Annotated in this window: 39 protein-coding genes; 9 read left to right on the top strand and 30 right to left on the bottom strand. The window is 32.5% G+C overall.

Annotated elements, in window-relative coordinates; genetic code table 11:
- Positions 1 to 15 precede the first annotated feature (15 nt).
- Genes GVY01_RS01740 through GVY01_RS01655 form a run of 19 tightly spaced genes read right to left on the bottom strand, consistent with a single transcriptional unit; the run spans position 16 to position 7,219 of the window.
- Positions 16 to 219 (bottom strand): DUF1514 family protein, encoded by a 204-nt coding sequence (locus tag GVY01_RS01740; protein WP_017636904.1) that lies wholly within the window; start codon positions 217 to 219, stop codon positions 16 to 18.
- Positions 219 to 392: a transcriptional activator RinB gene (gene rinB, locus GVY01_RS01735; protein ID WP_017636905.1), complete on the bottom strand. Its 174-nt coding sequence runs from the start codon at positions 390 to 392 to the stop codon at positions 219 to 221. The genes GVY01_RS01740 and rinB overlap by 1 nt, the downstream gene beginning before the upstream one ends.
- Positions 385 to 537 (bottom strand): DUF1381 domain-containing protein, encoded by a 153-nt coding sequence (locus GVY01_RS01730; protein ID WP_017636906.1) that lies wholly within the window; start codon positions 535 to 537, stop codon positions 385 to 387. The genes rinB and GVY01_RS01730 overlap by 8 nt, the downstream gene beginning before the upstream one ends.
- Positions 537 to 893 (bottom strand): DUF7448 domain-containing protein, encoded by a 357-nt coding sequence (locus GVY01_RS12775; protein WP_422066964.1) that lies wholly within the window; start codon positions 891 to 893, stop codon positions 537 to 539. The genes GVY01_RS01730 and GVY01_RS12775 overlap by 1 nt, the downstream gene beginning before the upstream one ends.
- A 51-nt stretch (positions 894 to 944) precedes the next feature.
- Positions 945 to 1,202, bottom strand: coding sequence for a hypothetical protein (locus GVY01_RS01720; RefSeq protein ID WP_017636908.1), 258 nt, complete (start codon positions 1,200 to 1,202; stop codon positions 945 to 947).
- Between the two features lie 36 nt (positions 1,203 to 1,238).
- The gene (locus GVY01_RS01715) at positions 1,239 to 1,559 is read right to left on the bottom strand and encodes a MazG-like family protein (RefSeq protein ID WP_017636909.1); all 321 of its coding nucleotides are present in this window, start codon (positions 1,557 to 1,559) and stop codon (positions 1,239 to 1,241) included.
- Between the two features lie 21 nt (positions 1,560 to 1,580).
- Positions 1,581 to 1,937: a thermonuclease family protein gene (locus tag GVY01_RS01710; RefSeq protein WP_017636910.1), complete on the bottom strand. Its 357-nt coding sequence runs from the start codon at positions 1,935 to 1,937 to the stop codon at positions 1,581 to 1,583.
- On the bottom strand, positions 1,934 to 2,134 hold the full coding sequence (locus GVY01_RS01705; RefSeq protein WP_017636911.1) for a hypothetical protein: 201 nt from the start codon (positions 2,132 to 2,134) through the stop codon (positions 1,934 to 1,936). The genes GVY01_RS01710 and GVY01_RS01705 overlap by 4 nt, the downstream gene beginning before the upstream one ends.
- Entirely contained in the window at positions 2,131 to 2,811 is a 681-nt protein-coding gene (locus GVY01_RS01700) for a hypothetical protein (protein WP_159333616.1), read from the bottom strand. The genes GVY01_RS01705 and GVY01_RS01700 overlap by 4 nt, the downstream gene beginning before the upstream one ends.
- 6 nt (positions 2,812 to 2,817) lie before the next feature.
- Positions 2,818 to 3,252, bottom strand: a complete 435-nt coding sequence (locus GVY01_RS01695) for a DUF3310 domain-containing protein (RefSeq protein WP_017636913.1) — start codon at positions 3,250 to 3,252, stop codon at positions 2,818 to 2,820.
- 4 nt (positions 3,253 to 3,256) lie between these two features.
- A complete protein-coding gene (locus GVY01_RS01690) occupies positions 3,257 to 3,514 on the bottom strand; it encodes a hypothetical protein (RefSeq protein ID WP_017636914.1) in 258 nt (85 codons plus the stop codon).
- A 1-nt stretch (position 3,515) separates the two neighbouring features.
- Positions 3,516 to 3,866 (bottom strand): helix-turn-helix domain-containing protein, encoded by a 351-nt coding sequence (locus GVY01_RS01685; RefSeq protein ID WP_017636915.1) that lies wholly within the window; start codon positions 3,864 to 3,866, stop codon positions 3,516 to 3,518.
- Between the two features lie 11 nt (positions 3,867 to 3,877).
- Positions 3,878 to 4,036 (bottom strand): hypothetical protein, encoded by a 159-nt coding sequence (locus GVY01_RS12490; RefSeq protein WP_017636916.1) that lies wholly within the window; start codon positions 4,034 to 4,036, stop codon positions 3,878 to 3,880.
- Entirely contained in the window at positions 4,037 to 4,444 is a 408-nt protein-coding gene (locus GVY01_RS01680) for a RusA family crossover junction endodeoxyribonuclease (RefSeq protein WP_017636917.1), read from the bottom strand. It abuts the gene before it with no gap.
- Positions 4,445 to 4,453: 9 nt separating this feature from the next.
- Positions 4,454 to 4,681, bottom strand: a complete 228-nt coding sequence (locus tag GVY01_RS01675; protein ID WP_017636918.1) for a DUF3269 family protein — start codon at positions 4,679 to 4,681, stop codon at positions 4,454 to 4,456.
- Positions 4,650 to 4,880 carry a hypothetical protein gene (locus tag GVY01_RS01670; protein ID WP_017636919.1) on the bottom strand — a complete coding sequence of 77 codons (231 nt, stop codon included), beginning with the start codon at positions 4,878 to 4,880 and terminating at the stop codon, positions 4,650 to 4,652. The genes GVY01_RS01675 and GVY01_RS01670 overlap by 32 nt, the downstream gene beginning before the upstream one ends.
- Positions 4,877 to 6,124, bottom strand: a complete 1,248-nt coding sequence (locus GVY01_RS01665; RefSeq protein WP_017636920.1) for a DnaB helicase C-terminal domain-containing protein — start codon at positions 6,122 to 6,124, stop codon at positions 4,877 to 4,879. Before GVY01_RS01665 ends, GVY01_RS01670 begins: the two co-directional genes overlap by 4 nt.
- Entirely contained in the window at positions 6,114 to 6,467 is a 354-nt protein-coding gene (locus tag GVY01_RS01660; protein ID WP_017636921.1) for a hypothetical protein, read from the bottom strand. Before GVY01_RS01660 ends, GVY01_RS01665 begins: the two co-directional genes overlap by 11 nt.
- Before the next feature lie 5 nt (positions 6,468 to 6,472).
- Complete coding sequence (locus GVY01_RS01655) at positions 6,473 to 7,219, bottom strand: DnaD domain protein (protein ID WP_026083463.1); 747 nt, start codon at positions 7,217 to 7,219, stop codon at positions 6,473 to 6,475.
- A gap of 44 nt (positions 7,220 to 7,263) precedes the next feature.
- Between GVY01_RS01655 and GVY01_RS01650 the strand changes: the two genes are divergently transcribed.
- Positions 7,264 to 7,746 (top strand): hypothetical protein, encoded by a 483-nt coding sequence (locus GVY01_RS01650; protein WP_017636923.1) that lies wholly within the window; start codon positions 7,264 to 7,266, stop codon positions 7,744 to 7,746.
- Positions 7,747 to 7,769: 23 nt separating this feature from the next.
- On the opposite strand, the gene GVY01_RS01645 is transcribed toward GVY01_RS01650, so the two are convergent.
- The 6 genes from GVY01_RS01645 to GVY01_RS12485 all read right to left on the bottom strand — a co-directional run bounded on the left by GVY01_RS01645 (position 7,770) and on the right by GVY01_RS12485 (position 10,144).
- Positions 7,770 to 8,435 carry a putative HNHc nuclease gene (locus tag GVY01_RS01645; protein WP_017636924.1) on the bottom strand — a complete coding sequence of 222 codons (666 nt, stop codon included), beginning with the start codon at positions 8,433 to 8,435 and terminating at the stop codon, positions 7,770 to 7,772.
- A gap of 13 nt (positions 8,436 to 8,448) precedes the next feature.
- Positions 8,449 to 8,862, bottom strand: a complete 414-nt coding sequence (locus GVY01_RS01640; RefSeq protein ID WP_159333615.1) for a single-stranded DNA-binding protein — start codon at positions 8,860 to 8,862, stop codon at positions 8,449 to 8,451.
- Complete coding sequence (locus GVY01_RS01635) at positions 8,862 to 9,485, bottom strand: Sak single strand annealing protein (protein ID WP_017636926.1); 624 nt, start codon at positions 9,483 to 9,485, stop codon at positions 8,862 to 8,864. Before GVY01_RS01635 ends, GVY01_RS01640 begins: the two co-directional genes overlap by 1 nt.
- Positions 9,478 to 9,705 carry a DUF2483 family protein gene (locus GVY01_RS01630; RefSeq protein ID WP_017636927.1) on the bottom strand — a complete coding sequence of 76 codons (228 nt, stop codon included), beginning with the start codon at positions 9,703 to 9,705 and terminating at the stop codon, positions 9,478 to 9,480. The genes GVY01_RS01635 and GVY01_RS01630 overlap by 8 nt, the downstream gene beginning before the upstream one ends.
- On the bottom strand, positions 9,677 to 9,895 hold the full coding sequence (locus tag GVY01_RS01625; protein ID WP_017636928.1) for a hypothetical protein: 219 nt from the start codon (positions 9,893 to 9,895) through the stop codon (positions 9,677 to 9,679). The genes GVY01_RS01630 and GVY01_RS01625 overlap by 29 nt, the downstream gene beginning before the upstream one ends.
- Before the next feature lie 75 nt (positions 9,896 to 9,970).
- A complete protein-coding gene (locus GVY01_RS12485) occupies positions 9,971 to 10,144 on the bottom strand; it encodes a hypothetical protein (RefSeq protein ID WP_017636929.1) in 174 nt (57 codons plus the stop codon).
- 110 nt (positions 10,145 to 10,254) lie between these two features.
- Here GVY01_RS12485 and GVY01_RS01620 point away from each other — a divergent pair, with 110 nt between their 5' ends.
- The gene (locus GVY01_RS01620) at positions 10,255 to 10,569 is read left to right on the top strand and encodes a hypothetical protein (protein WP_017636930.1); all 315 of its coding nucleotides are present in this window, start codon (positions 10,255 to 10,257) and stop codon (positions 10,567 to 10,569) included.
- 126 nt (positions 10,570 to 10,695) lie between these two features.
- On the opposite strand, the gene GVY01_RS01615 is transcribed toward GVY01_RS01620, so the two are convergent.
- Positions 10,696 to 11,013, bottom strand: a complete 318-nt coding sequence (locus GVY01_RS01615) for a DUF771 domain-containing protein (RefSeq protein WP_017636932.1) — start codon at positions 11,011 to 11,013, stop codon at positions 10,696 to 10,698.
- A 58-nt stretch (positions 11,014 to 11,071) separates the two neighbouring features.
- On the opposite strand from GVY01_RS01615, the gene GVY01_RS12710 reads away from it, so the two are divergent.
- Positions 11,072 to 11,194, top strand: a complete 123-nt coding sequence (locus GVY01_RS12710) for a hypothetical protein (protein WP_017636933.1) — start codon at positions 11,072 to 11,074, stop codon at positions 11,192 to 11,194.
- Here the strand turns inward: GVY01_RS12710 and GVY01_RS01610 are convergent.
- The 4 genes from GVY01_RS01610 to GVY01_RS01595 form a co-directional block, all read right to left on the bottom strand.
- A complete protein-coding gene (locus tag GVY01_RS01610) occupies positions 11,184 to 11,417 on the bottom strand; it encodes a hypothetical protein (RefSeq protein ID WP_017636934.1) in 234 nt (77 codons plus the stop codon). The two genes, GVY01_RS12710 and GVY01_RS01610, sit on opposite strands and share 11 nt — an antisense overlap.
- A 289-nt stretch (positions 11,418 to 11,706) precedes the next feature.
- Entirely contained in the window at positions 11,707 to 11,925 is a 219-nt protein-coding gene (tscA, locus tag GVY01_RS01605) for a type II toxin-antitoxin system antitoxin TscA (protein WP_017636936.1), read from the bottom strand.
- Between the two features lie 11 nt (positions 11,926 to 11,936).
- Complete coding sequence (locus GVY01_RS01600) at positions 11,937 to 12,728, bottom strand: phage antirepressor Ant (protein ID WP_017636937.1); 792 nt, start codon at positions 12,726 to 12,728, stop codon at positions 11,937 to 11,939.
- A complete protein-coding gene (locus GVY01_RS01595; protein ID WP_009382133.1) occupies positions 12,728 to 12,922 on the bottom strand; it encodes a helix-turn-helix domain-containing protein in 195 nt (64 codons plus the stop codon). The genes GVY01_RS01600 and GVY01_RS01595 overlap by 1 nt, the downstream gene beginning before the upstream one ends.
- Positions 12,923 to 13,185: 263 nt before the next feature.
- Here GVY01_RS01595 and GVY01_RS01590 point away from each other — a divergent pair, with 263 nt between their 5' ends.
- The 6 genes from GVY01_RS01590 (at position 13,186) to GVY01_RS01565 (ending at position 16,291) form a co-directional block, all read left to right on the top strand.
- Positions 13,186 to 13,524: a helix-turn-helix domain-containing protein gene (locus GVY01_RS01590; protein ID WP_017636938.1), complete on the top strand. Its 339-nt coding sequence runs from the start codon at positions 13,186 to 13,188 to the stop codon at positions 13,522 to 13,524.
- 13 nt (positions 13,525 to 13,537) lie between these two features.
- The gene (locus tag GVY01_RS01585; protein ID WP_017636939.1) at positions 13,538 to 14,209 is read left to right on the top strand and encodes an ImmA/IrrE family metallo-endopeptidase; all 672 of its coding nucleotides are present in this window, start codon (positions 13,538 to 13,540) and stop codon (positions 14,207 to 14,209) included.
- A 760-nt stretch (positions 14,210 to 14,969) separates the two neighbouring features.
- Complete coding sequence (locus GVY01_RS01575; protein WP_017636942.1) at positions 14,970 to 15,371, top strand: sporulation protein; 402 nt, start codon at positions 14,970 to 14,972, stop codon at positions 15,369 to 15,371.
- A complete protein-coding gene (locus tag GVY01_RS12770; RefSeq protein WP_414075530.1) occupies positions 15,346 to 15,645 on the top strand; it encodes a hypothetical protein in 300 nt (99 codons plus the stop codon). The genes GVY01_RS01575 and GVY01_RS12770 overlap by 26 nt, the downstream gene beginning before the upstream one ends.
- 62 nt (positions 15,646 to 15,707) lie before the next feature.
- Complete coding sequence (locus GVY01_RS12765) at positions 15,708 to 15,857, top strand: hypothetical protein (RefSeq protein ID WP_371106434.1); 150 nt, start codon at positions 15,708 to 15,710, stop codon at positions 15,855 to 15,857.
- A gap of 173 nt (positions 15,858 to 16,030) precedes the next feature.
- Positions 16,031 to 16,291, top strand: a complete 261-nt coding sequence (locus GVY01_RS01565) for a transcriptional regulator (RefSeq protein ID WP_017636944.1) — start codon at positions 16,031 to 16,033, stop codon at positions 16,289 to 16,291.
- The last annotated feature ends 569 nt before the right edge of the window (positions 16,292 to 16,860 follow it).

Genomic DNA, 16,860 nt, shown 5'->3' with positions numbered 1-16,860 from the left:
CTTTTTAAAAAATTATTAATTTTTATTAAACTTGTTAGCTACCTTTTCCATTTCCTCTTGTAACTCTCTAATCCCTTCTTCACCATTATCTTTAACAAAACGAGTAAATAAGTATACGTTAGTGTATCTCAAACCGTTGTTTTCATTACGTAACATACCATTATTTCCAACAAGGAATAATATAATAACTGCAAGTATGATTGATATGATTATCCACATTAGTTACTCACCTCAGCGTTTAAATGGATATGATCATGTTGGTTAAAGTCTTGTGGTGGTTTATCAACTTCATCTTCTCTATATCTGTAGTGTTCAATTACTGCATTAGTAACGTACTTACCTAGCTCATACATTGCTAATGTGAATAGTAATTTTAAAATATGTTTAATCATTGTCTGCCTCCTCATATTTTTTCAACGCCTCTTCCTTACTCTCTGCCTCAACCACCGTAAATGTTTGATTATCTCTCGACTGTGTAACGTGGTTGTGTTTGCGTCCTGTTGAATCTGTGAATGTTGTGATTAGGTATTGTGTCATTAATGTTCAACCACTGGATAATGAACGTCTTTAATTTTTAATGAGCAAACACTGTAATAAAAGTCACCATTACCTGCATCCGCATAACATTCACCTTGTGCAATCGGATTTTGATTATGATACAGAACTACAGTAGCAAGACTTTCACTTTCTTCATATGGATAATCCTCAATTTGAGGACGTGTAATTTCGTCTTCTATTTTCACGTTAGTAATAACTGCGTCTAGCTTTACATTCGTCCATGTTCCCCCAGCGTGTGCACAGCAGTCTTGTTCACTTTCAACTATTTCAATTACTGTTCCATCATCTAGCGTTAATGTTTCATCGGTCCAAGCAGTTACTTTTTTATATAATATTTGTTCTTTTATTTCTTAAAAGCTTTTGTAATTAATACCATACATTCCCACTCACTCCTTAAAATGTTTATCTAATTCTTTATTAACATGGGATATTACTCTTGATTGATTCATTTCTTTACGTTGTTCTTCCATTCTCTTATAAGCCATAGCTTCAAATTCACGGCGTTCTTTATTTACTTTATCTCTGAATTCTTCATACTCTTTTTTATTTTTGTTATATAACGCTAGAGCTACAATAATTGTTAATACATACAACACAGCGAATACACCTATCGCTAATAAACCTAATAAGAATAAGTCGTTCACTTCCCCAACACCTCCCGAATTTTAGTCAGAATATCTTTATCTTTCGATGTCTTCTGATTTGATGAAGCTCCCGTCTTTTGACATGACTCCTGTTCTGTCTTTAATCTCTCCATAAGCTTGTTCTAAACACTCCCGTAACGTCATATTATTTTGTTGGGCCAAAATCACTAAAGTAACAACAACGTCTCCTATACCGTCTCTGAGAGCGTCTGTGTTGTCTCTGCATAGTGCAGCAGCAACCTCACCCATTTCTTCGCTTGATTTAGCATACTGTGTAAAGCTATTACCTTTATCAAGTCCTTTATCGATACTCCACTCTTCTACTGCTTTTACTAATTGATCTAATTGATTAGTCATTATCGTTGTCCTCCGAATTGATTATTTTGATTCATTCCATTTCGAATTAGGTTTAATTAATTGATTAATGTGCAGATCATCATTCAACGAACGTATCTCATCACCTGTATCATAAAAGACATTGGCTAAATATCTGCCGAAAGCATCATCTTTATACGTCTGAACATATATTTTCTTATTCTCTACACATTGCTTAGTAAAGTTAGTAGCTTTACTATAATTTTCTTGACCTCTCTCTGGCGTATCAACATTGAGTAACCTGACACGCCTTTTAGCAAATGTTTCAAACCCTAAATCTAAATCAATGTCTAACGTGTCCCCGTCAACAACATTGGTACATGTTGCTTTAAATGTGTATAGTTGTTTTTTGATGTTCATCTCATACACTCCCTATTACTTTTAATGTGTTCTTCTAATACTTTCATCGTGACTTTACTTCCAGCCACCTTAACCACAAAACCTTGTACGCCTTTTTTACGCAATTCACTTTGTATCTGAGTTGGTGTCTTGCCTGCTGTATCGTATTTATAACGTTGGTTGATCGTTGATGAGAGTTCTAATGTGTTAGTTGTCATTGTGCTGCCTCTTTGTAATCAGTTACCCACATGAACATTAATCCATCTTCAACGTGGTTTCTATTACATTTCCTTGATACATTCGTTCTATCTAAATTCATATGCTTACTAGCCTCTCTAGTGCTTGAATACTCTTCAACAATGTTGTTATTAGAATCGATTAGATATACCGCTTTAGAACAACCTTTATTTATTCTGTACAATCTATATTTCTTGAATGACGTTGCAAATAAATTATCTGCGGTGATGTCGTTGTAAATTCTATTTTTAGGATACGCGTGCATACCATTCTGAATACCTGCAATAAAAGTTTTAAATACTATGTCGCTAGCTCGATGATGTTTATTTTTGTAAATGATGTTCAATGAACCTTTGTTGTTATTAGCAAATTTAAATTGTCCGTCTAATGTCTTAAATCTACCTAGATTACTTACATACAATTGATAATGTTCATTGAACTTCCAAACTTTATCACTTACTTTTATAAGCTCATTGATTTCTTGTTTCTTTTTTATACGTGGTAGTTTGTCTGTAAAGAAACAATTTAGTTTATAGTTAAACTGACCTTTGTGTTTCTGTTGGTATATTGTCATTTCTGGAATACCAGTAATATAACTTAAATGCTTAACAGTTGTTTTAGTGATAGTATGTGCAAATGGTTCATACATATAGATCATGATTAATCACTCCATTTTTTCAAGTAATCTTCCTGCATAGTCATACGCTTTTTTGATATCTTCTTTTTCATTGTCTTTTCTGCCACTACGCACAGGGTATTTAATCATATTGCCCTTCATATAGCCTTTGAATTCTTCAAATGAAAGTTGTTGATATAAGAATTCAATCACGTCTATCCCGTCACTACCTTGATAATGTTTCGGTGTTCTATTAGATACGCCCACTACTTCATCTAGCTTTTGTGTAAACGGTAAGTCTACCACAACAAAATCATCATTATCAGTTAGTCTGTAGGTTTGTCCATTATGCATAATCAAGTCGGTAAAATCCTCACCAGTCACTAAATTTTTGCAACGTTGAGTATACTTACCATATTGCGACTGTCCATTATCTCCTATAAATTGCACCCAATCTCCAGCATTTAAATCTTTTATCCTCATCTCTCTATCCCCTTTGCACTCTGCCGTATGAATCAGTTTTGATTGTTGCGATTAAATTATTTCTTTCTAGATTTCTAAAATAACTACTATCAACTCTGTTCTTTTTCAATAATTCCAATGAACGTTTGGCTCTAGCTAATCTTTCTTCTCTACGTTTACGTTTTAATTCTTTTTCGTGTCTCATCTCTGCTCTTTGGATTTCGTACAATTGCTTTGAATTCAACCCATCGCCTTTATAGAATTCTGGAACTTGTTCAATCATCTTAATTAACCACCTTTAAATTTATTTTTTTGCCACTAATTAACAATTCTTTACTACCTGTTTCAACTAATTCATTTATTTCTTTCTTAGTTAAAATCAATTCTGGGATTTGTTTGTAACCATTAGATTTATTTATTTCGACTTGTTCGAATAAATCGTCAAACTCTACTTTCAAATAATTTTGTATATTTCGTCTTACATTATCCGAGATATATCTTTCTCCGTTTACTAATCTAGATAGATAGGTTTGATCAATGTATATTTCACTTGCGAACTGTGTATATGTCATATTTCTTTCATTTAAAATCCTATCTAATTCTTCTCGCTTTATTGCACATTTGATTACTTTCATTTACTCCACTCCTAAAATTCTTCTATAGATACCCCAGTTACTCTGTGATAGCCCTGAAATACATCTGACGGACTATCTTTTATATCTTTGATTAATTGTTCTTTATTATTTGTTTCTTCTTGTATAATCACCTTGATTGTGACTTCCGCGTTTACTGTTTCTTCTGGCATTTAATCCACTTCCTTTATGACCATGACGATTTTCGATTCTTCGGCATACATCTTGTAACTATCTATATGCACTACTTGATTATCGTCTTGCCACACATGTTTATTTGCAGCGTCTAATACTGTCTTAATCAAATTATCTACATCTGGCTTAGTACGTTTATATGTGCCTATTGCAATTAACTTTCGTTTCTTGGACCAACTTTTCGGTGGTTCAAAATAAAAGTACAACGACACTTTCAAATTCTTATCTGTTAATAATTTCGGCATTTGTCCCTGTATATACGTCTTGTGCTTTGTGTATGATGTTGGCATATAAGTTTGAACAAATTTACCTGCATTACGAAACCTTGGGCGAGGTGATCCAATAGGTGCTTTATATGTTTCATTAAATTTAATTTCTATTTCCATGTGCCACCTCTACAAAAATTCAAATAAGTTTGCTTGTAACCCTAGTTCTTTTTCGTATCTGAGGTCATACACGCCCTTAAATCGTTTTAGCTCACTATCTGTCATGATTTTCTTTTCGTCGCTAAAATGAGCTCCTGTGAGCGAATAAACCTCATTTGTATCATCTTCATACTTGATGACTTTAATATCTTCCGTGCCATCTTCTCTATATAGGTAGTACCTTTCGATAATTCCCATCTTTATCTCTCCATTTCGTCTCGTTCATGATTAACTCCTGGACGTCTTCGTACTGATTAAATGGTGTTATTGTGCCAGCTTTTAACAATCTATCTAACGCCCACCCAACCTCTAATAGTGTTTTAGCGATGAGTGAGTCGTTTTGATAATCTTCTCGATACATAATGCCTAGTAATTTTTGATATTCGTATACTTTCATCCAATAAACCTCTGCGTTTTTTTATAAAATTCTATATGTGCCACGCCAGTTTCTCCGTCTTTATTTTTCGATATGATAAACTCAATATCAGACTTACCAGTATCCACATCAACTTGATCTTTATCGTAATAATCATCACGATAAAGAAAGAAAATCATGTTAGCGTCTTGTTCAATACCGCCTGCCTCTCGTAAATCAGACATCATAGGGCGTTTATCATTACGAGATTCAACACCACGACTTAACTGCGATAATGCGATGATGATACAACCTGTTTCTTTTGCGATGATTTTTAAATCACGAGATATCTTTTCGACTTCTAACCTTCTATCTCTTTGAGGTACGTCTGATTGCATAAGTGTTAGGTAATCAATAAAGATGACATGAGGTTTATCTGACTTTTGAGACGCTACTTCCCTAACGTCTTGTGGTGTCATTTGTGCTTGGTCTTCAATCTTTAATGACTTGCACTTCTTGATTTGGTCAATTGCTTTCATAACATTTGAAACTTCATTGTCATCAAGTCCATTACCTTGTTTAATTTTGGTAAGTGGTATGTTTGTAATAGACGCTACTAATCTCTCGACAATGTTGTTGCCACCTGTCTCTAAACTGAAAAACGTTGTTGGATAACCTCGTCTTGCAATATTCCACATCATTGTTAAAGCAAGTGCCGTTTTACCTAACGACGGTCTAGCACCTAACACATTGAGTTGACCTGGTTCAAAACCAATAATTTTATTGTCTATAGATGAAACCCCTGTTTTAATAAATTGTTTCGGTTCATCAGATAATATGTTTTCGACAACCTCAGCTAAAAAACTATCAGTAGCGTCAGCTTTTTTAATCGTCATGCCCTTTAATTTTTCTAATTCCTCGACCAAATAATTAAAATTATTCTTAGTTGGCATTGATTGATACTCTGAGACTTTCTCACGAGCCTGTGACAAGACGTATTCTTGTAATAGGTTCAATTGGTCATCCATAAAAAATACCTTGTCAGTTCCCTCTGAGTTGTATATTCGACCTAGTCTCTCAGTAGATATAAATTCGTTGTCATCACGACTTTTAAAATAAATTTGATTAACATCAACTTTGCCTTGTTCGAGTACATATTCCAGAAACCCTTTTAACTTCTTGTCAGTAAACATCTCTGGTTTTAATCTGAATTTGCCTAGTAACTCTGGGTTACGCATAAGATTAGAAATTATCGACTCTTCGGTGTTCAATACATCAATAGTCATCATCTAACCCCCAATCTTCTTTCATCTTTTGCCATTGTTCTCTTAACTGTTGTCGGTTCTTTCTGAATTCTTTATCATGCTGCATTCTATATTTATCAGTTTGTTCTTCTGGTATCACTGCACTTTCCATTTCTGGTGGTTTACGATCAATAATTTGTGCAATTGTAGGTTTATAACGGCTTTCCCTAATGTATTTCTTAGTTTTGTGTAAGGTTCTGTCGTAGTCGCCATAATTCATGATTTGTTCTAACCACAAGTCAAACTTGGTATCATTAAACTTCATATCGTAGACATTATTAACTAGCTCTATGATTTCGAATGCTTCAGCCTTAGTCATTGGCATAATGTCTAACCTCCTAATATTTCTTGTTTCTTCCTAGCTAAGTAATCATCTTCTTTAGGTTGTTTAGGTGTAACCTTAGCTATTGCTTTTTCTTTAGTATCGACACCGTCTTTATTCCAGTTCTCTAATACTTTGATAAGGTAGTTAATACCTTTGTTGTTTTCTTTACAGTAATCAGTAGCTACAGTAACGATGTCTAGTTTGTTATCTTTAAAGTCATTTATAGTCTCTTCTAGTTGTTGTGCTTTTAATGGACTTTGTATAATTTCTAAATTATTACTAATGTATTGAAATACATGTGACACGACGTCCTTGTCTCTCTCTGAAGAAGTCTCTGTGTAGTCTCTGGTATTGGTCGGGTCATTTTGACCCATTCCATCGTGCCAATTTGACCTCATCGTCGGGTCATTTTGTCCCGATGGTCGTTCCACTAGTTTGTTTAACGTTTCATAATTAACTGAATACCATTTTGTACGGTCAAAGCCAGCTTTGTTATAGTTGCCAACATGTAATAAATTTTGTTTTTCTAAACTTCCAAATGTACGCTTGATAGTCCTTTCACTCCAAAACGTAAATTGCTTTTGCCATTCAGGGTAAGAATTGTAAATCCATTTTTTACCATTATGATGGTGCTTGCTGGTATTTAACCAGTAATGAATTTGTTGTAATATGATTGCCTCGTTAAGTCCTATCTCAGTTGCTAACTTAGGCAGTACGAGTATTGGATAATCGTCAATCAACAAGTTGTTCATCCACTCAACTCCTTTTTGATATAATATTTTTGAGGTGTTAAAAAATGAATTGGATTTCTTTAATTGCGTTAATAGTTTCAATAATTTCTTTATGTTTAACAGCTTATAAGTACTGGCATGACTACAAAGAAAATCAATTGAAAATTTCAGTAGATTTAAAAAATCATTTTGTCTCTTATGAAAGGAATGTATTTGAATTGAATGTAATAAATGAAACTAAAAATCCAGTTTCTATCACTAAAATAGTCTTAATAGATGAAGATAAAAGCTCAAAATTTGAATGTATTCAAAACAAAGTGTTATTAACTAAAACTAAACACATTAGAAATGAAAGCAGTTTGTTACCAATTAACCTAAATGCCTATGCTTCTCATAAGATATTTATTGTTTTTGATTTAGAAAAAATTTTGAATGCTTACAATTTTGAAATTTACACTAGTAAAGGTGTTTATATTACTAAATACAAAGAGAAACAATTGAAAGAACAATCGCTATTAAACTTAGGATCAGTATCGATAGATAAATGATATGATCACGTTTTTTCATACATTCACCTTCCTTTAAGCATTCTATTGAGTCGTTCATCTACGTCCACCCAACTGTCATGTAATTTGTATTTCTCATTAAAACTGTCCATGCCTATGTTGTGCTGTTCTCGATGATGACTTGAACACAAAGCTAATACTTTGTTGTCTATATGATTAATCTTGCGTCTGTTACGTCCTCGTCCTACTGCTTGATAATGTGCAAGTTCTGCATGTGGTTTGCCACATATGACACAGTTACGATTGACCGTCGACCAGTAAAGAAATGATCTATCATTTTTTAGTAGGTCGCTTGTTTTATAGTTAAGTGGTATATCGTTGTGGAATATCCAGTCCAACGTTACTTCTATAACTTGGCCTGCTTGTGTACGTGTACAGTCACTTAATGAAATGCGGTTGTCGTAGCCGTAGTAAGTCCTTACGTATTCGATGAATAAATGCCTCATGTAATCCATTGACGAGCCTGTATGAGCCTCTATGTCCTTTACAAGTGCAAATATCTTTCTACGTTGTTTACCAGTGATTTTGAACGGATCTACGACCTGCACATCGACCTCGACTTCTAAACCGTTATCGAGTAGTAACGTTTCTTTGTTTCCTAATTCAACACCAGAGATGACGACGGTTGTTGTGCCATCATCTTCAGTGATGTAATTTTTGATTAAAGCCATTTAATCAGTCCAATCAGAATGGTAAATCGTCATTATCTATATTTACGTTGTTGTCATTATTGAATGGATTATTACCACTTTGCTGTTGTGGTTGGTTGTTAGATTGATTGTTATTCTTTCGTTCAATAAAAGTTACGTTGTTAACTGCAACGTCTGTAGTGAACACTTTCTGCCCCTGCTTATTCTCATAACTACCAGTTTGAATAGAACCAGTAACGCCGATTTTATTACTTTTTGTAAAGTTATTAGCGATAATTTCTGCAGTCTTACCAAACGCAACACAATTGATGAAGTCTGTTTCGTATTCATTCGTTTGTTTATTCTTAAATTGTCGTTGGACTGCAATTCTGAAATTAACCACATTACTGTTTTGACCTTTTAGTTCTGGATTAGCTACTATATTTCCGATTAGATTTACTGTGTTCATTATTCAGTCTCCTTTTTATCTAACTGTTTTAGTCCTGCATCTAATTTTTGATATACTTGTGCGATTTCTTTTTGATTCACTTTGTTTATGTTACTAATGCCTAGCCAACGCATTGTTTTATCTAATGTTGCGTCTCTACCTTTTTCTTGTGATAAAGTTACAAATTGATTTATTTTATCTTCTAACTCAGTAATTGCATTGTCGCTTGCACTTGGTACTTCTTCGCCGTTATAGATATAAAGACCTAATCCATGAAGTGCTGCAGCTTTCACGAAACAACGCTTTTGAGCTTTGTTTATATCAAATGTTGTTGCGTTACCTTTAGGTAGTGACTTATTTTTGAAGTCCAATACTGGTAACCACTCTGTTTCAGTCTGACCTTTAACAGTCACTGACACTTGTACAAAATAACCCTCTGGTGTAGCTAAATATGGTACAAAATAGTTTTCTAAAGGTATATCTGGGTGTGGGAATTCATGTGTTTTAACTGTGTAATTGCTATCTATTTTCTTTAGTTCTTGATGTGCATAAGACCACGCAAGATAAGTTAAACCGTTTTTCTTTTCTACATGTTCATTTACATCTTTACTGTTTAATTGATTGAATAATGTTTGTTCAGTCATACTCAACCTCCTCATATTCAGTTGTTTCTTTAACGATTTTTTTAATAGCTTTGTGTTTAGTCATGTCAATTACTGAGTTATCCATACCGTCGAAGTCTTTTGCGTCTCGTCTATTAGTTGAGTATTTGATATCTGGAAAGTTTTCACTAGGGCGATTAGTAATATATAATTCATCGTCAATGTCTTTACGTTTAATGAGATAAGTCACTGTTTCTTTCATCTGCACATTCTCCTTTTAAAATTTTGAATGCTCTTTTGTACATTTCTTTTTGTTCTTTATACATATTGATTTCTGATTGCATAATTCGTCGTTGACGCTCTAATTCTTCATCACGTTCAGCTAGTTGAGATTTAAGTCGCCATTCGTTCTGCCATGCGATTTTGAGTAATTCCAATAATTGCTCTTGCATAATACCTCTCCTAGTTTTATAATTTATTTGTGCCTTTTTTCTAAACTTTTACTTTTTTTACTGAATGCTATTCGACTAGCATTCAGTCTTTTTTTTGTTGTCGAAGTAGATGTATTCGAAGAATATAAACACTCCAATACTAATAACATTTGCAACTCCTACTGCAGTGATGAAGTTTATTCCTGCAAAAGTGAAGAACAGCGAGAACACTACCCATGCTAATAATGCGATTAAGAATGATTTGTTCATTGGTAACACTCCTTTCTGTTGTATACTTGTATATCTTTACTGCAATTAATTTTCGCTCCATATTTTCGTGCTATAATCCTTTTATCTAACGTGAAAGGATGGTGAGAAATATGGAGAACGAAGTAAAAATAGATTTAGTACGTCAATATCTATCGAATGCTTTAGATAACAATTTCAAAATGATGATTGTACTCGATGGTAATTTGGTTATTGGGAAACCTTATACTTCTGAAAATAAAGATGATAATTTTATAAGCCAACTCCAAAATTTAAGTGATGACGCACAAAATTATCATGATTTGGAAATTGGTTTTAACTTAAAAGAAGTAATGTTATATTCAGGTAATACTCAAATTAATTTGACTCATCTTTTTGTTTGTTACGAAAAGATTTCTGCGGTTAGTTTGGCACCCGAAGATCAATAACTCTTAATTTCGTTATTTCAGAATCTAAGTAATTTAATCTATTCTTAATTCTCTTAGCATTCCTAACTTCCTCTACCAAAATTGCTGTTAGGAGTGCTATTTTAATGAGTTGTAGTATCTTCATATTCATCTCCCCTTTCTGTGTATTTCTTCGAAATGTTCATCAATGAATTTATTCATCTTTCTTGCGTTGAATCTCCAACGATTTAAACTTTCATCTGGATAATGTGCGATTCCTTGTTGTTTAAGTAACTTTTCAAATTTAGGATTGAATAATAATCTGTCTTTGATAGTGTCATCAGATGACATTTTCAATTTGCGTTTTAACTCTTTTAAGTCCCAAACTGGATCAAGTGAGTAATTTAACAATTCATCGTATTCATCTTTTGCGATGAGTACATGTGTGTCGGGAATTGGGACGGTTACGCTAAGTGTTTGCGTCATCTTAGGTGCTCCTTTCGTGTATAATGTTGTTATCCCTTTGTGAAGGGAGGTGTTGCCTATGGCTAAGGATCATATGACCATCGAGACATCTTGTCCTAATTGTGGTAAACGTATGAAAATTACAACCAAGAAGAAACACAATAAATGTCCAAGATGTAAACTCGATTTTGTTAGAAAGTAGTCTCGAATGGTATACCTTCATCAATTAATTCATCAATCGTGTTTTTAGATTTTTCTAATTCTCTAATAGCTTTGTTTATTTTTAATTTTTTAATTTCTAAATCTTTTCCGTTAATGTTTAATTGATGAATAAGTTTAGGTCTTTTTCTATCAAGCACCTTTTTAGTAACTATTGCAGTAGTTGCTATTAAGAGTGCTTTTTTGATTAGATTTAAATATTTCATTCCATTTCCTCCTTTAAATTGTTTGTTCGATTGTTTGGTATAATCACCGTTGGTAGAAAAGCTTTCTGGAAAACGACTTTTAAAGTCTTAATCCCTTCTATAACAGGAGTATTTGGAATGCTTCTAGCACTATTAAAATTATTAGTAAGTAATTAAAGAAGTTTAGTTTTCTGTTAATATCAACTATTTCCCAACCAGTAATCTTGATGTGGTTGTCACTACATCGAGATTTTTTATTTTCTTCTCGCATTCCATTCACTCCTTTAAGTTGTTTGTTCGATTGTGGGTATTAATCATTTTTGGGTTCTGGTAATAGTTCGAAGTGTTTTTCTAATTCTTGTGCTGCCCAACGCATTACTTCTTCTAAGTGTTGTTCTCTGCTTACTTCTATTGTTTCTATCTTGCCTGCTTCTTCTATAGTGTGTTCGTATGTTTCTGATTCATCGTTACTATCCATTTGTAAGTAATAATGAACAATCGTAAGTATGTTTCTTTGTTCTGGTGTCATCATGATTCCTCCTATATTTCAATCGCAGATGGTCTAACATCTTTGATGAATTGAATTATTAGGTCTACGTCTTTACGTTTGATGTGGTTGTTAGGTGCGTTACCTTTCATACCAAGATTTTTTTTAGACTTAACTAATAATTTAGATTTAACTTTTCCTAATTGATGACGATACTCTTCTTTAGCTTTCCTGTTTGCTAATGCTTGTTCATATACATCTCCGATTAGGAATTCATCTATCGTTACTTGAATACCAGCTTTACCTAGAATTTGTTCAGCTTTAGACTTGATAGCAAATTTGATAGCGTCAATGTCTTGTGGCGTTACATATTCGCCTTCGAATTTTTCGTTTAATTCTTCTAATTTCTGATTACTTACTTTTCCTGTTGAAATTAAGTAATCGAGTTTGTCACTAACTAATTGTTCAATAAGTTGGTTCATATCATCTAATGAAGTAATTCCGTATGCACTCGCTAACTCATTATGTTGTCTTTCTACTTTGATGAAGTAACCTCTGATTTTTCTTCCAATTTCACTACGTTGTATCATTGAAATTTCTTTCGCCATGTCTAGTGTCATGATGTGGTCGAGTTGTTCATAAGTACGTAGTCTTTTTTGACTTTGTACTTTTACACTTTGAATGATATAGTCGATATTTTCTTCAAAACCGTATGCAATCATCCGTTCCATCCATTTATCATATTGAGTTCCGATTTCTAATCCTTTGTGTAATTCACGACCACTTACTGCAACTGTTCCATCTTCATTACGTTTTAAATTGAATAGCTGTTGAATTTCATTCATTAACTTTTCACCTCTTCTTTGATTTCTAAGATTTTCGCAATTCGTTTCTTTTGTTCAAATGCATCTCTACGTCCACGTAAGATATCTGATAAGTAAGCACTTGAAATACCTAACATATCTGCTAGTTGCTTATTCGTGATGTTACGTTTAAGTAATTCCATTCTTACTTTCATGCCGAATTCTGTTGTTGCCATGATTACACCTCCATTAACTTTTTTACTAAGCATATAAATTATCCATTGAATTAAAATAACTTTTGTGCTAATATTTAAGCATAGCTTAATAAACCTATAACAACGCAATTAAGCACTGTTAAATCGGTTGCTGTCACTCGTTCCCTAACGAATATTTGTTATTTGTTTAATGGCTAAATTTAAAGCTTAAATACAGTATAATAACTTATATGCTATTTTTCAAACTAAAATAACAAATAAGTTAACTGTGATAGGAGAATTTTATGAATTTAGTACAAAGAATACGCAACTTATGTAACTCACAAAGCTTGACTTTTGCTGAATTAGAGAGGATTTTAGGTTTTTCTAACGGACAAATAAGAAGATGGAAAAAAACTAAACCAGGAATTGATAAAATTCAAAAAGTAGCCGACTACTTCGACGTATCTGTTGACTACTTATTAGGAAGAGAAAAAGATGAATACGCTGGCGAGCAAGAAGATGAAGAAATTCGTATTATGCATCGTGGCGTAAAAAACATGACTAAAGAAGATAGAGAAAAAGCATTAAAAATGTTTGAAACTTTCTTCGATAATTGGGACGAATACACTAAAGACAAATAAAGGGGATTTTATTTTGCATTTTGTATATCAAAATTCATTTTTAAAAGCAGCACGAGCTGTAAGTGCATTAATTGAAACTAATTATATAGATAGATTCCCTTTACCTATTAAAGAAATAATAGAGAATGATAGTAATGTGGAATTATTTACGTTTGAAGATTTTTGTAATATGACTGGATACACTTTAAATGAATTACAAACATACGGTGGTTCTGATGAGGCTTTTCATATTAAAAAGGGAAATAAATTCGCCATTATTTATAACGACAATATATATAATAGAAGATTACGTTTTACTCTAGCTCATGAATATGGTCACTATATCATGGAACATGATGGTATGAGCTACGAGAAAACACCTATATTCCAAGATTCTCAACGTACTCATTTAGAGGAATATGAAGCTAACTCGTTTGCCTCATGCCTCCTATTCCCTCTTAATGTTAGATACAAATATCGTAATGTATTGAGTGTAGGTGATGCGGCAGATCTATTCAAAATTAGTTATCAAGCTGCAAAAGTTGCATTAGATATCTTTGATGAACACATGGACAGTGGATTAGAATATCATATTTCAATGTTTGAACATAGGCACATGGAAACTTATATGTCATTTCTTGAAGAAATGTTAGGAGAGCAGTTGGCAGAATATAATCACATAATGAGAACTGAATACGGTTATTAAAACTCACTACGGTAATTACTCTATTACGTTTGAGCCGTTGAAAGTGTACAAATTGCATAGAGTTGATTAACTCTGTCCTACTGACGCTATAATATAAATTTATAAAGGAGAAATATAATGAAAATAATTAATTATCAAGTTAAACTGAGGAAAATTTTTTATACCGTGAGAACTAACAGAGGTAATGTTTTTAGGAAGTCACGTCCTAAAAAGGAAAGTATTATAAAAACACGCAGAAAATTACAAAAATACGCCAGAGAAATTGATAAAAAAAGACAGTAAGTCCAAAGGAGGCGTAGATGATGACATTCGTTATTGAATGCCTATTAATTTTACTAATTGTAAATGTTATTTTGTTAATCATCAATATTTATAAACTTATAAAAGCGAACGAACAAATTTCTAAAAGAGCTTATACCATGTGGACGGTATTAACTATAGTTTTTATCTCTATTATCGTGATAATACTATATAATTTTATTTTTTTATAATTATATAATTCACATTTAGTTACTGCATATGATCAAGATGAAATAAACTTAATCTAAGGGGATGAATACATTGATCTATGTGATTATCGGTTTGTTTTTAATTAGTATTTTTTTATTTATTTTCAGTTTCTTTTTATCGCAGACGGAAGGGCTTACCTATAAAAGGACTTGCAGGACTATAGCCTTAGCTTTTTTGTTATTAGGTTTCTTTTCTTTCATAGGTCACTTGGTTATTTTATTATCTGAATAGATTTAAAGGAGGAAATATCATGTTCGAAAATTTATTAACTTCTATAGGTATTAATTCTCTTAAAGTAGACACTTTAGTCAAATCTGAATACATTTCACCTAACGATTCATTGTCAGGAATAATAAACTTATATGGTGGAAATACAACTCAAATTGTTAATAAAATTGAACTATCTTTAATAGAAAGGTATGACAACCCTGATGAACGCAGTCAGATACCTGTATTAGAAAACGAATTAGAAACCCTTATTTTACACAAAAACATAAATATTAATAAAGAGGAACAAAGAAGTGAAGAATTTAAATTCAATCTTCCTGAAGTTAGTTTTAAAAGAAATCAAGATTATTTAATTTTAAAAACACGAGTATACATTGCAAATTCTGTAGATGCTTACGATGAAGATAAGATATTTTTTAAATAAAGGTGATAATAAGAAGTCTGAAAGCAAATCAAACAAGAAACCTAATGATTCAAAGAAAGATAAAAAAGCAGATAGCAAAGAAAAATCAAACGACACTTTTAGCGACGATAAACAACAAGCTAGTTCAGATGATAGTTATAATGATACTGCTAACAATGAATCTGAAAGCACATCTAAAAACGACAATGGCAAAGCACATCTAAAAACGACAATGGCAAAGCACAAGACAACAACGGTAATAATGAACGCACAGAAGGTAAACAAGCTCAAGTAACACAACAAAATAATCAGCAACAAAGTAACAACAATCAAAATCCACAAAACAATAAAGGTTATATGACACAAGCTGAAATTGATGAATGGAATAGAGCAAAACCTACTACGCATAACGAGTCACAAATGGAACAAGTGCCACAAAACCATTCTGGTGGTCACCCATCAGCGTTTGGTAAAAGTGATGTTCCAGTGGGTACACAAAAAAACTGATTCAAATGGAGATACTTATATAGACGCAACAGGCAAATAATTTATTGGGTACTTAGTACCCTTTTATTTTACTCTATTACGTTTGAGCCGTTAAGAGTATATGAACTACATCAAATTGATTAACAGCGTCCTAGCGGCGCTTTAATATAAATATAATAAAGGAGAAATATAAGATGAACACTTTATATAATTTACGTAAAAAGAATAATTTAGAAATCGATGAATTAACAAACAAACTCAATAAAATTTACGGTACTGATTATGAACCACATCATTTATGGGAGTGGGAAAATCATCAAAAAGACCCTAAAATGAAGGACGCACTAATTCTTGCTGATTTCTTTAATTCTTCATACGAAGAATTCTTAGATAGTAAAATGAGACAAAGATACAAAGAATTATATGATGTTGAAATAAGAGGGATTAATAAGTAAAGATAATGTAATGCTTCCAAAGGAAGTTGAGGGATGGAGAAAGAAAACTTGAAAGAGCGTTTATTACTTAAATGTCAAGAAGCATTTATCATGGGGATAGATAACATTAAAAAAGCAAATAAAAAAAAGATAACCCCAGGGTCATAGGAATTCTCAGCTTACGCCTACCCCCATTCGGGGACCCAGAGCTAATCCTTCTCGAGTTATCTTAAATATATTATAAGTTACATTGATTACTATTTCAAGAATAAATAACCGGGTAGTTCACCTACCCCTATTATTTATTCTGTATCTAGTGATGGTTTTATATATAAACAAAAGTAATTCAGTATAGCAGTATAGTTTCGAGGTGTAGAAATGACTCTAGTTATAAATTGGCTTTTTATTTTATGTGGTATATGTATACTATTATTTGTATACAATGCATATATGTTTCTTAAAATAAAAATGGGAATTTTAAAAAGAACTTACGCTATATGGACTATATTATATGCATTGTGCATCTTTATTATTGCAATTATGCTTTATGACTTTTTGTACTAAATTAAGATTCTATTGGTAAGGAGACT

The organism is Staphylococcus sp. 8AQ, assembly GCF_902506595.1.
GTDB classification, from domain to species: domain Bacteria; phylum Bacillota; class Bacilli; order Staphylococcales; family Staphylococcaceae; genus Staphylococcus; species Staphylococcus pasteuri.
Note: the sequence above shows the minus strand (reverse complement) of the source record. Positions and strands in the feature narration are given on the sequence as shown.

Bases quoted from the DNA above. Each gene is read 5' to 3' on its own strand.
- GVY01_RS01740 (WP_017636904.1), bottom strand. From the start codon at position 219: ATGTGGATAATCATATCAATCATACTTGCAGTTATTATATTATTCCTT.
- rinB (WP_017636905.1), bottom strand. From the start codon at position 392: ATGATTAAACATATTTTAAAATTACTATTCACATTAGCAATGTATGAG.
- GVY01_RS01730 (WP_017636906.1), bottom strand. From the start codon at position 537: ATGACACAATACCTAATCACAACATTCACAGATTCAACAGGACGCAAA.
- GVY01_RS01715 (WP_017636909.1), bottom strand. From the start codon at position 1,559: ATGACTAATCAATTAGATCAATTAGTAAAAGCAGTAGAAGAGTGGAGT.
- GVY01_RS01710 (WP_017636910.1), bottom strand. From the start codon at position 1,937: ATGAACATCAAAAAACAACTATACACATTTAAAGCAACATGTACCAAT.
- GVY01_RS01705 (WP_017636911.1), bottom strand. From the start codon at position 2,134: ATGACAACTAACACATTAGAACTCTCATCAACGATCAACCAACGTTAT.
- GVY01_RS01700 (WP_159333616.1), bottom strand. From the start codon at position 2,811: ATGATCTATATGTATGAACCATTTGCACATACTATCACTAAAACAACT.
- GVY01_RS01695 (WP_017636913.1), bottom strand. From the start codon at position 3,252: ATGAGGATAAAAGATTTAAATGCTGGAGATTGGGTGCAATTTATAGGA.
- GVY01_RS01690 (WP_017636914.1), bottom strand. From the start codon at position 3,514: ATGATTGAACAAGTTCCAGAATTCTATAAAGGCGATGGGTTGAATTCA.
- GVY01_RS01685 (WP_017636915.1), bottom strand. From the start codon at position 3,866: ATGAAAGTAATCAAATGTGCAATAAAGCGAGAAGAATTAGATAGGATT.
- GVY01_RS12490 (WP_017636916.1), bottom strand. From the start codon at position 4,036: ATGCCAGAAGAAACAGTAAACGCGGAAGTCACAATCAAGGTGATTATA.
- GVY01_RS01680 (WP_017636917.1), bottom strand. From the start codon at position 4,444: ATGGAAATAGAAATTAAATTTAATGAAACATATAAAGCACCTATTGGA.
- GVY01_RS01675 (WP_017636918.1), bottom strand. From the start codon at position 4,681: ATGGGAATTATCGAAAGGTACTACCTATATAGAGAAGATGGCACGGAA.
- GVY01_RS01670 (WP_017636919.1), bottom strand. From the start codon at position 4,880: ATGAAAGTATACGAATATCAAAAATTACTAGGCATTATGTATCGAGAA.
- GVY01_RS01665 (WP_017636920.1), bottom strand. From the start codon at position 6,124: ATGACTATTGATGTATTGAACACCGAAGAGTCGATAATTTCTAATCTT.
- GVY01_RS01660 (WP_017636921.1), bottom strand. From the start codon at position 6,467: ATGCCAATGACTAAGGCTGAAGCATTCGAAATCATAGAGCTAGTTAAT.
- GVY01_RS01655 (WP_026083463.1), bottom strand. From the start codon at position 7,219: ATGAACAACTTGTTGATTGACGATTATCCAATACTCGTACTGCCTAAG.
- GVY01_RS01650 (WP_017636923.1), top strand. From the start codon at position 7,264: ATGAATTGGATTTCTTTAATTGCGTTAATAGTTTCAATAATTTCTTTA.
- GVY01_RS01645 (WP_017636924.1), bottom strand. From the start codon at position 8,435: ATGGCTTTAATCAAAAATTACATCACTGAAGATGATGGCACAACAACC.
- GVY01_RS01640 (WP_159333615.1), bottom strand. From the start codon at position 8,862: ATGAACACAGTAAATCTAATCGGAAATATAGTAGCTAATCCAGAACTA.
- GVY01_RS01635 (WP_017636926.1), bottom strand. From the start codon at position 9,485: ATGACTGAACAAACATTATTCAATCAATTAAACAGTAAAGATGTAAAT.
- GVY01_RS01630 (WP_017636927.1), bottom strand. From the start codon at position 9,705: ATGAAAGAAACAGTGACTTATCTCATTAAACGTAAAGACATTGACGAT.
- GVY01_RS01625 (WP_017636928.1), bottom strand. From the start codon at position 9,895: ATGCAAGAGCAATTATTGGAATTACTCAAAATCGCATGGCAGAACGAA.
- GVY01_RS12485 (WP_017636929.1), bottom strand. From the start codon at position 10,144: ATGAACAAATCATTCTTAATCGCATTATTAGCATGGGTAGTGTTCTCG.
- GVY01_RS01620 (WP_017636930.1), top strand. From the start codon at position 10,255: ATGGAGAACGAAGTAAAAATAGATTTAGTACGTCAATATCTATCGAAT.
- GVY01_RS01615 (WP_017636932.1), bottom strand. From the start codon at position 11,013: ATGACGCAAACACTTAGCGTAACCGTCCCAATTCCCGACACACATGTA.
- GVY01_RS12710 (WP_017636933.1), top strand. From the start codon at position 11,072: ATGGCTAAGGATCATATGACCATCGAGACATCTTGTCCTAATTGTGGT.
- GVY01_RS01610 (WP_017636934.1), bottom strand. From the start codon at position 11,417: ATGAAATATTTAAATCTAATCAAAAAAGCACTCTTAATAGCAACTACT.
- tscA (WP_017636936.1), bottom strand. From the start codon at position 11,925: ATGACACCAGAACAAAGAAACATACTTACGATTGTTCATTATTACTTA.
- GVY01_RS01600 (WP_017636937.1), bottom strand. From the start codon at position 12,728: ATGAATGAAATTCAACAGCTATTCAATTTAAAACGTAATGAAGATGGA.
- GVY01_RS01595 (WP_009382133.1), bottom strand. From the start codon at position 12,922: ATGGCAACAACAGAATTCGGCATGAAAGTAAGAATGGAATTACTTAAA.
- GVY01_RS01590 (WP_017636938.1), top strand. From the start codon at position 13,186: ATGAATTTAGTACAAAGAATACGCAACTTATGTAACTCACAAAGCTTG.
- GVY01_RS01575 (WP_017636942.1), top strand. From the start codon at position 14,970: ATGTTCGAAAATTTATTAACTTCTATAGGTATTAATTCTCTTAAAGTA.
- GVY01_RS12770 (WP_414075530.1), top strand. From the start codon at position 15,346: ATGAAGATAAGATATTTTTTAAATAAAGGTGATAATAAGAAGTCTGAA.
- GVY01_RS12765 (WP_371106434.1), top strand. From the start codon at position 15,708: ATGACACAAGCTGAAATTGATGAATGGAATAGAGCAAAACCTACTACG.
- GVY01_RS01565 (WP_017636944.1), top strand. From the start codon at position 16,031: ATGAACACTTTATATAATTTACGTAAAAAGAATAATTTAGAAATCGAT.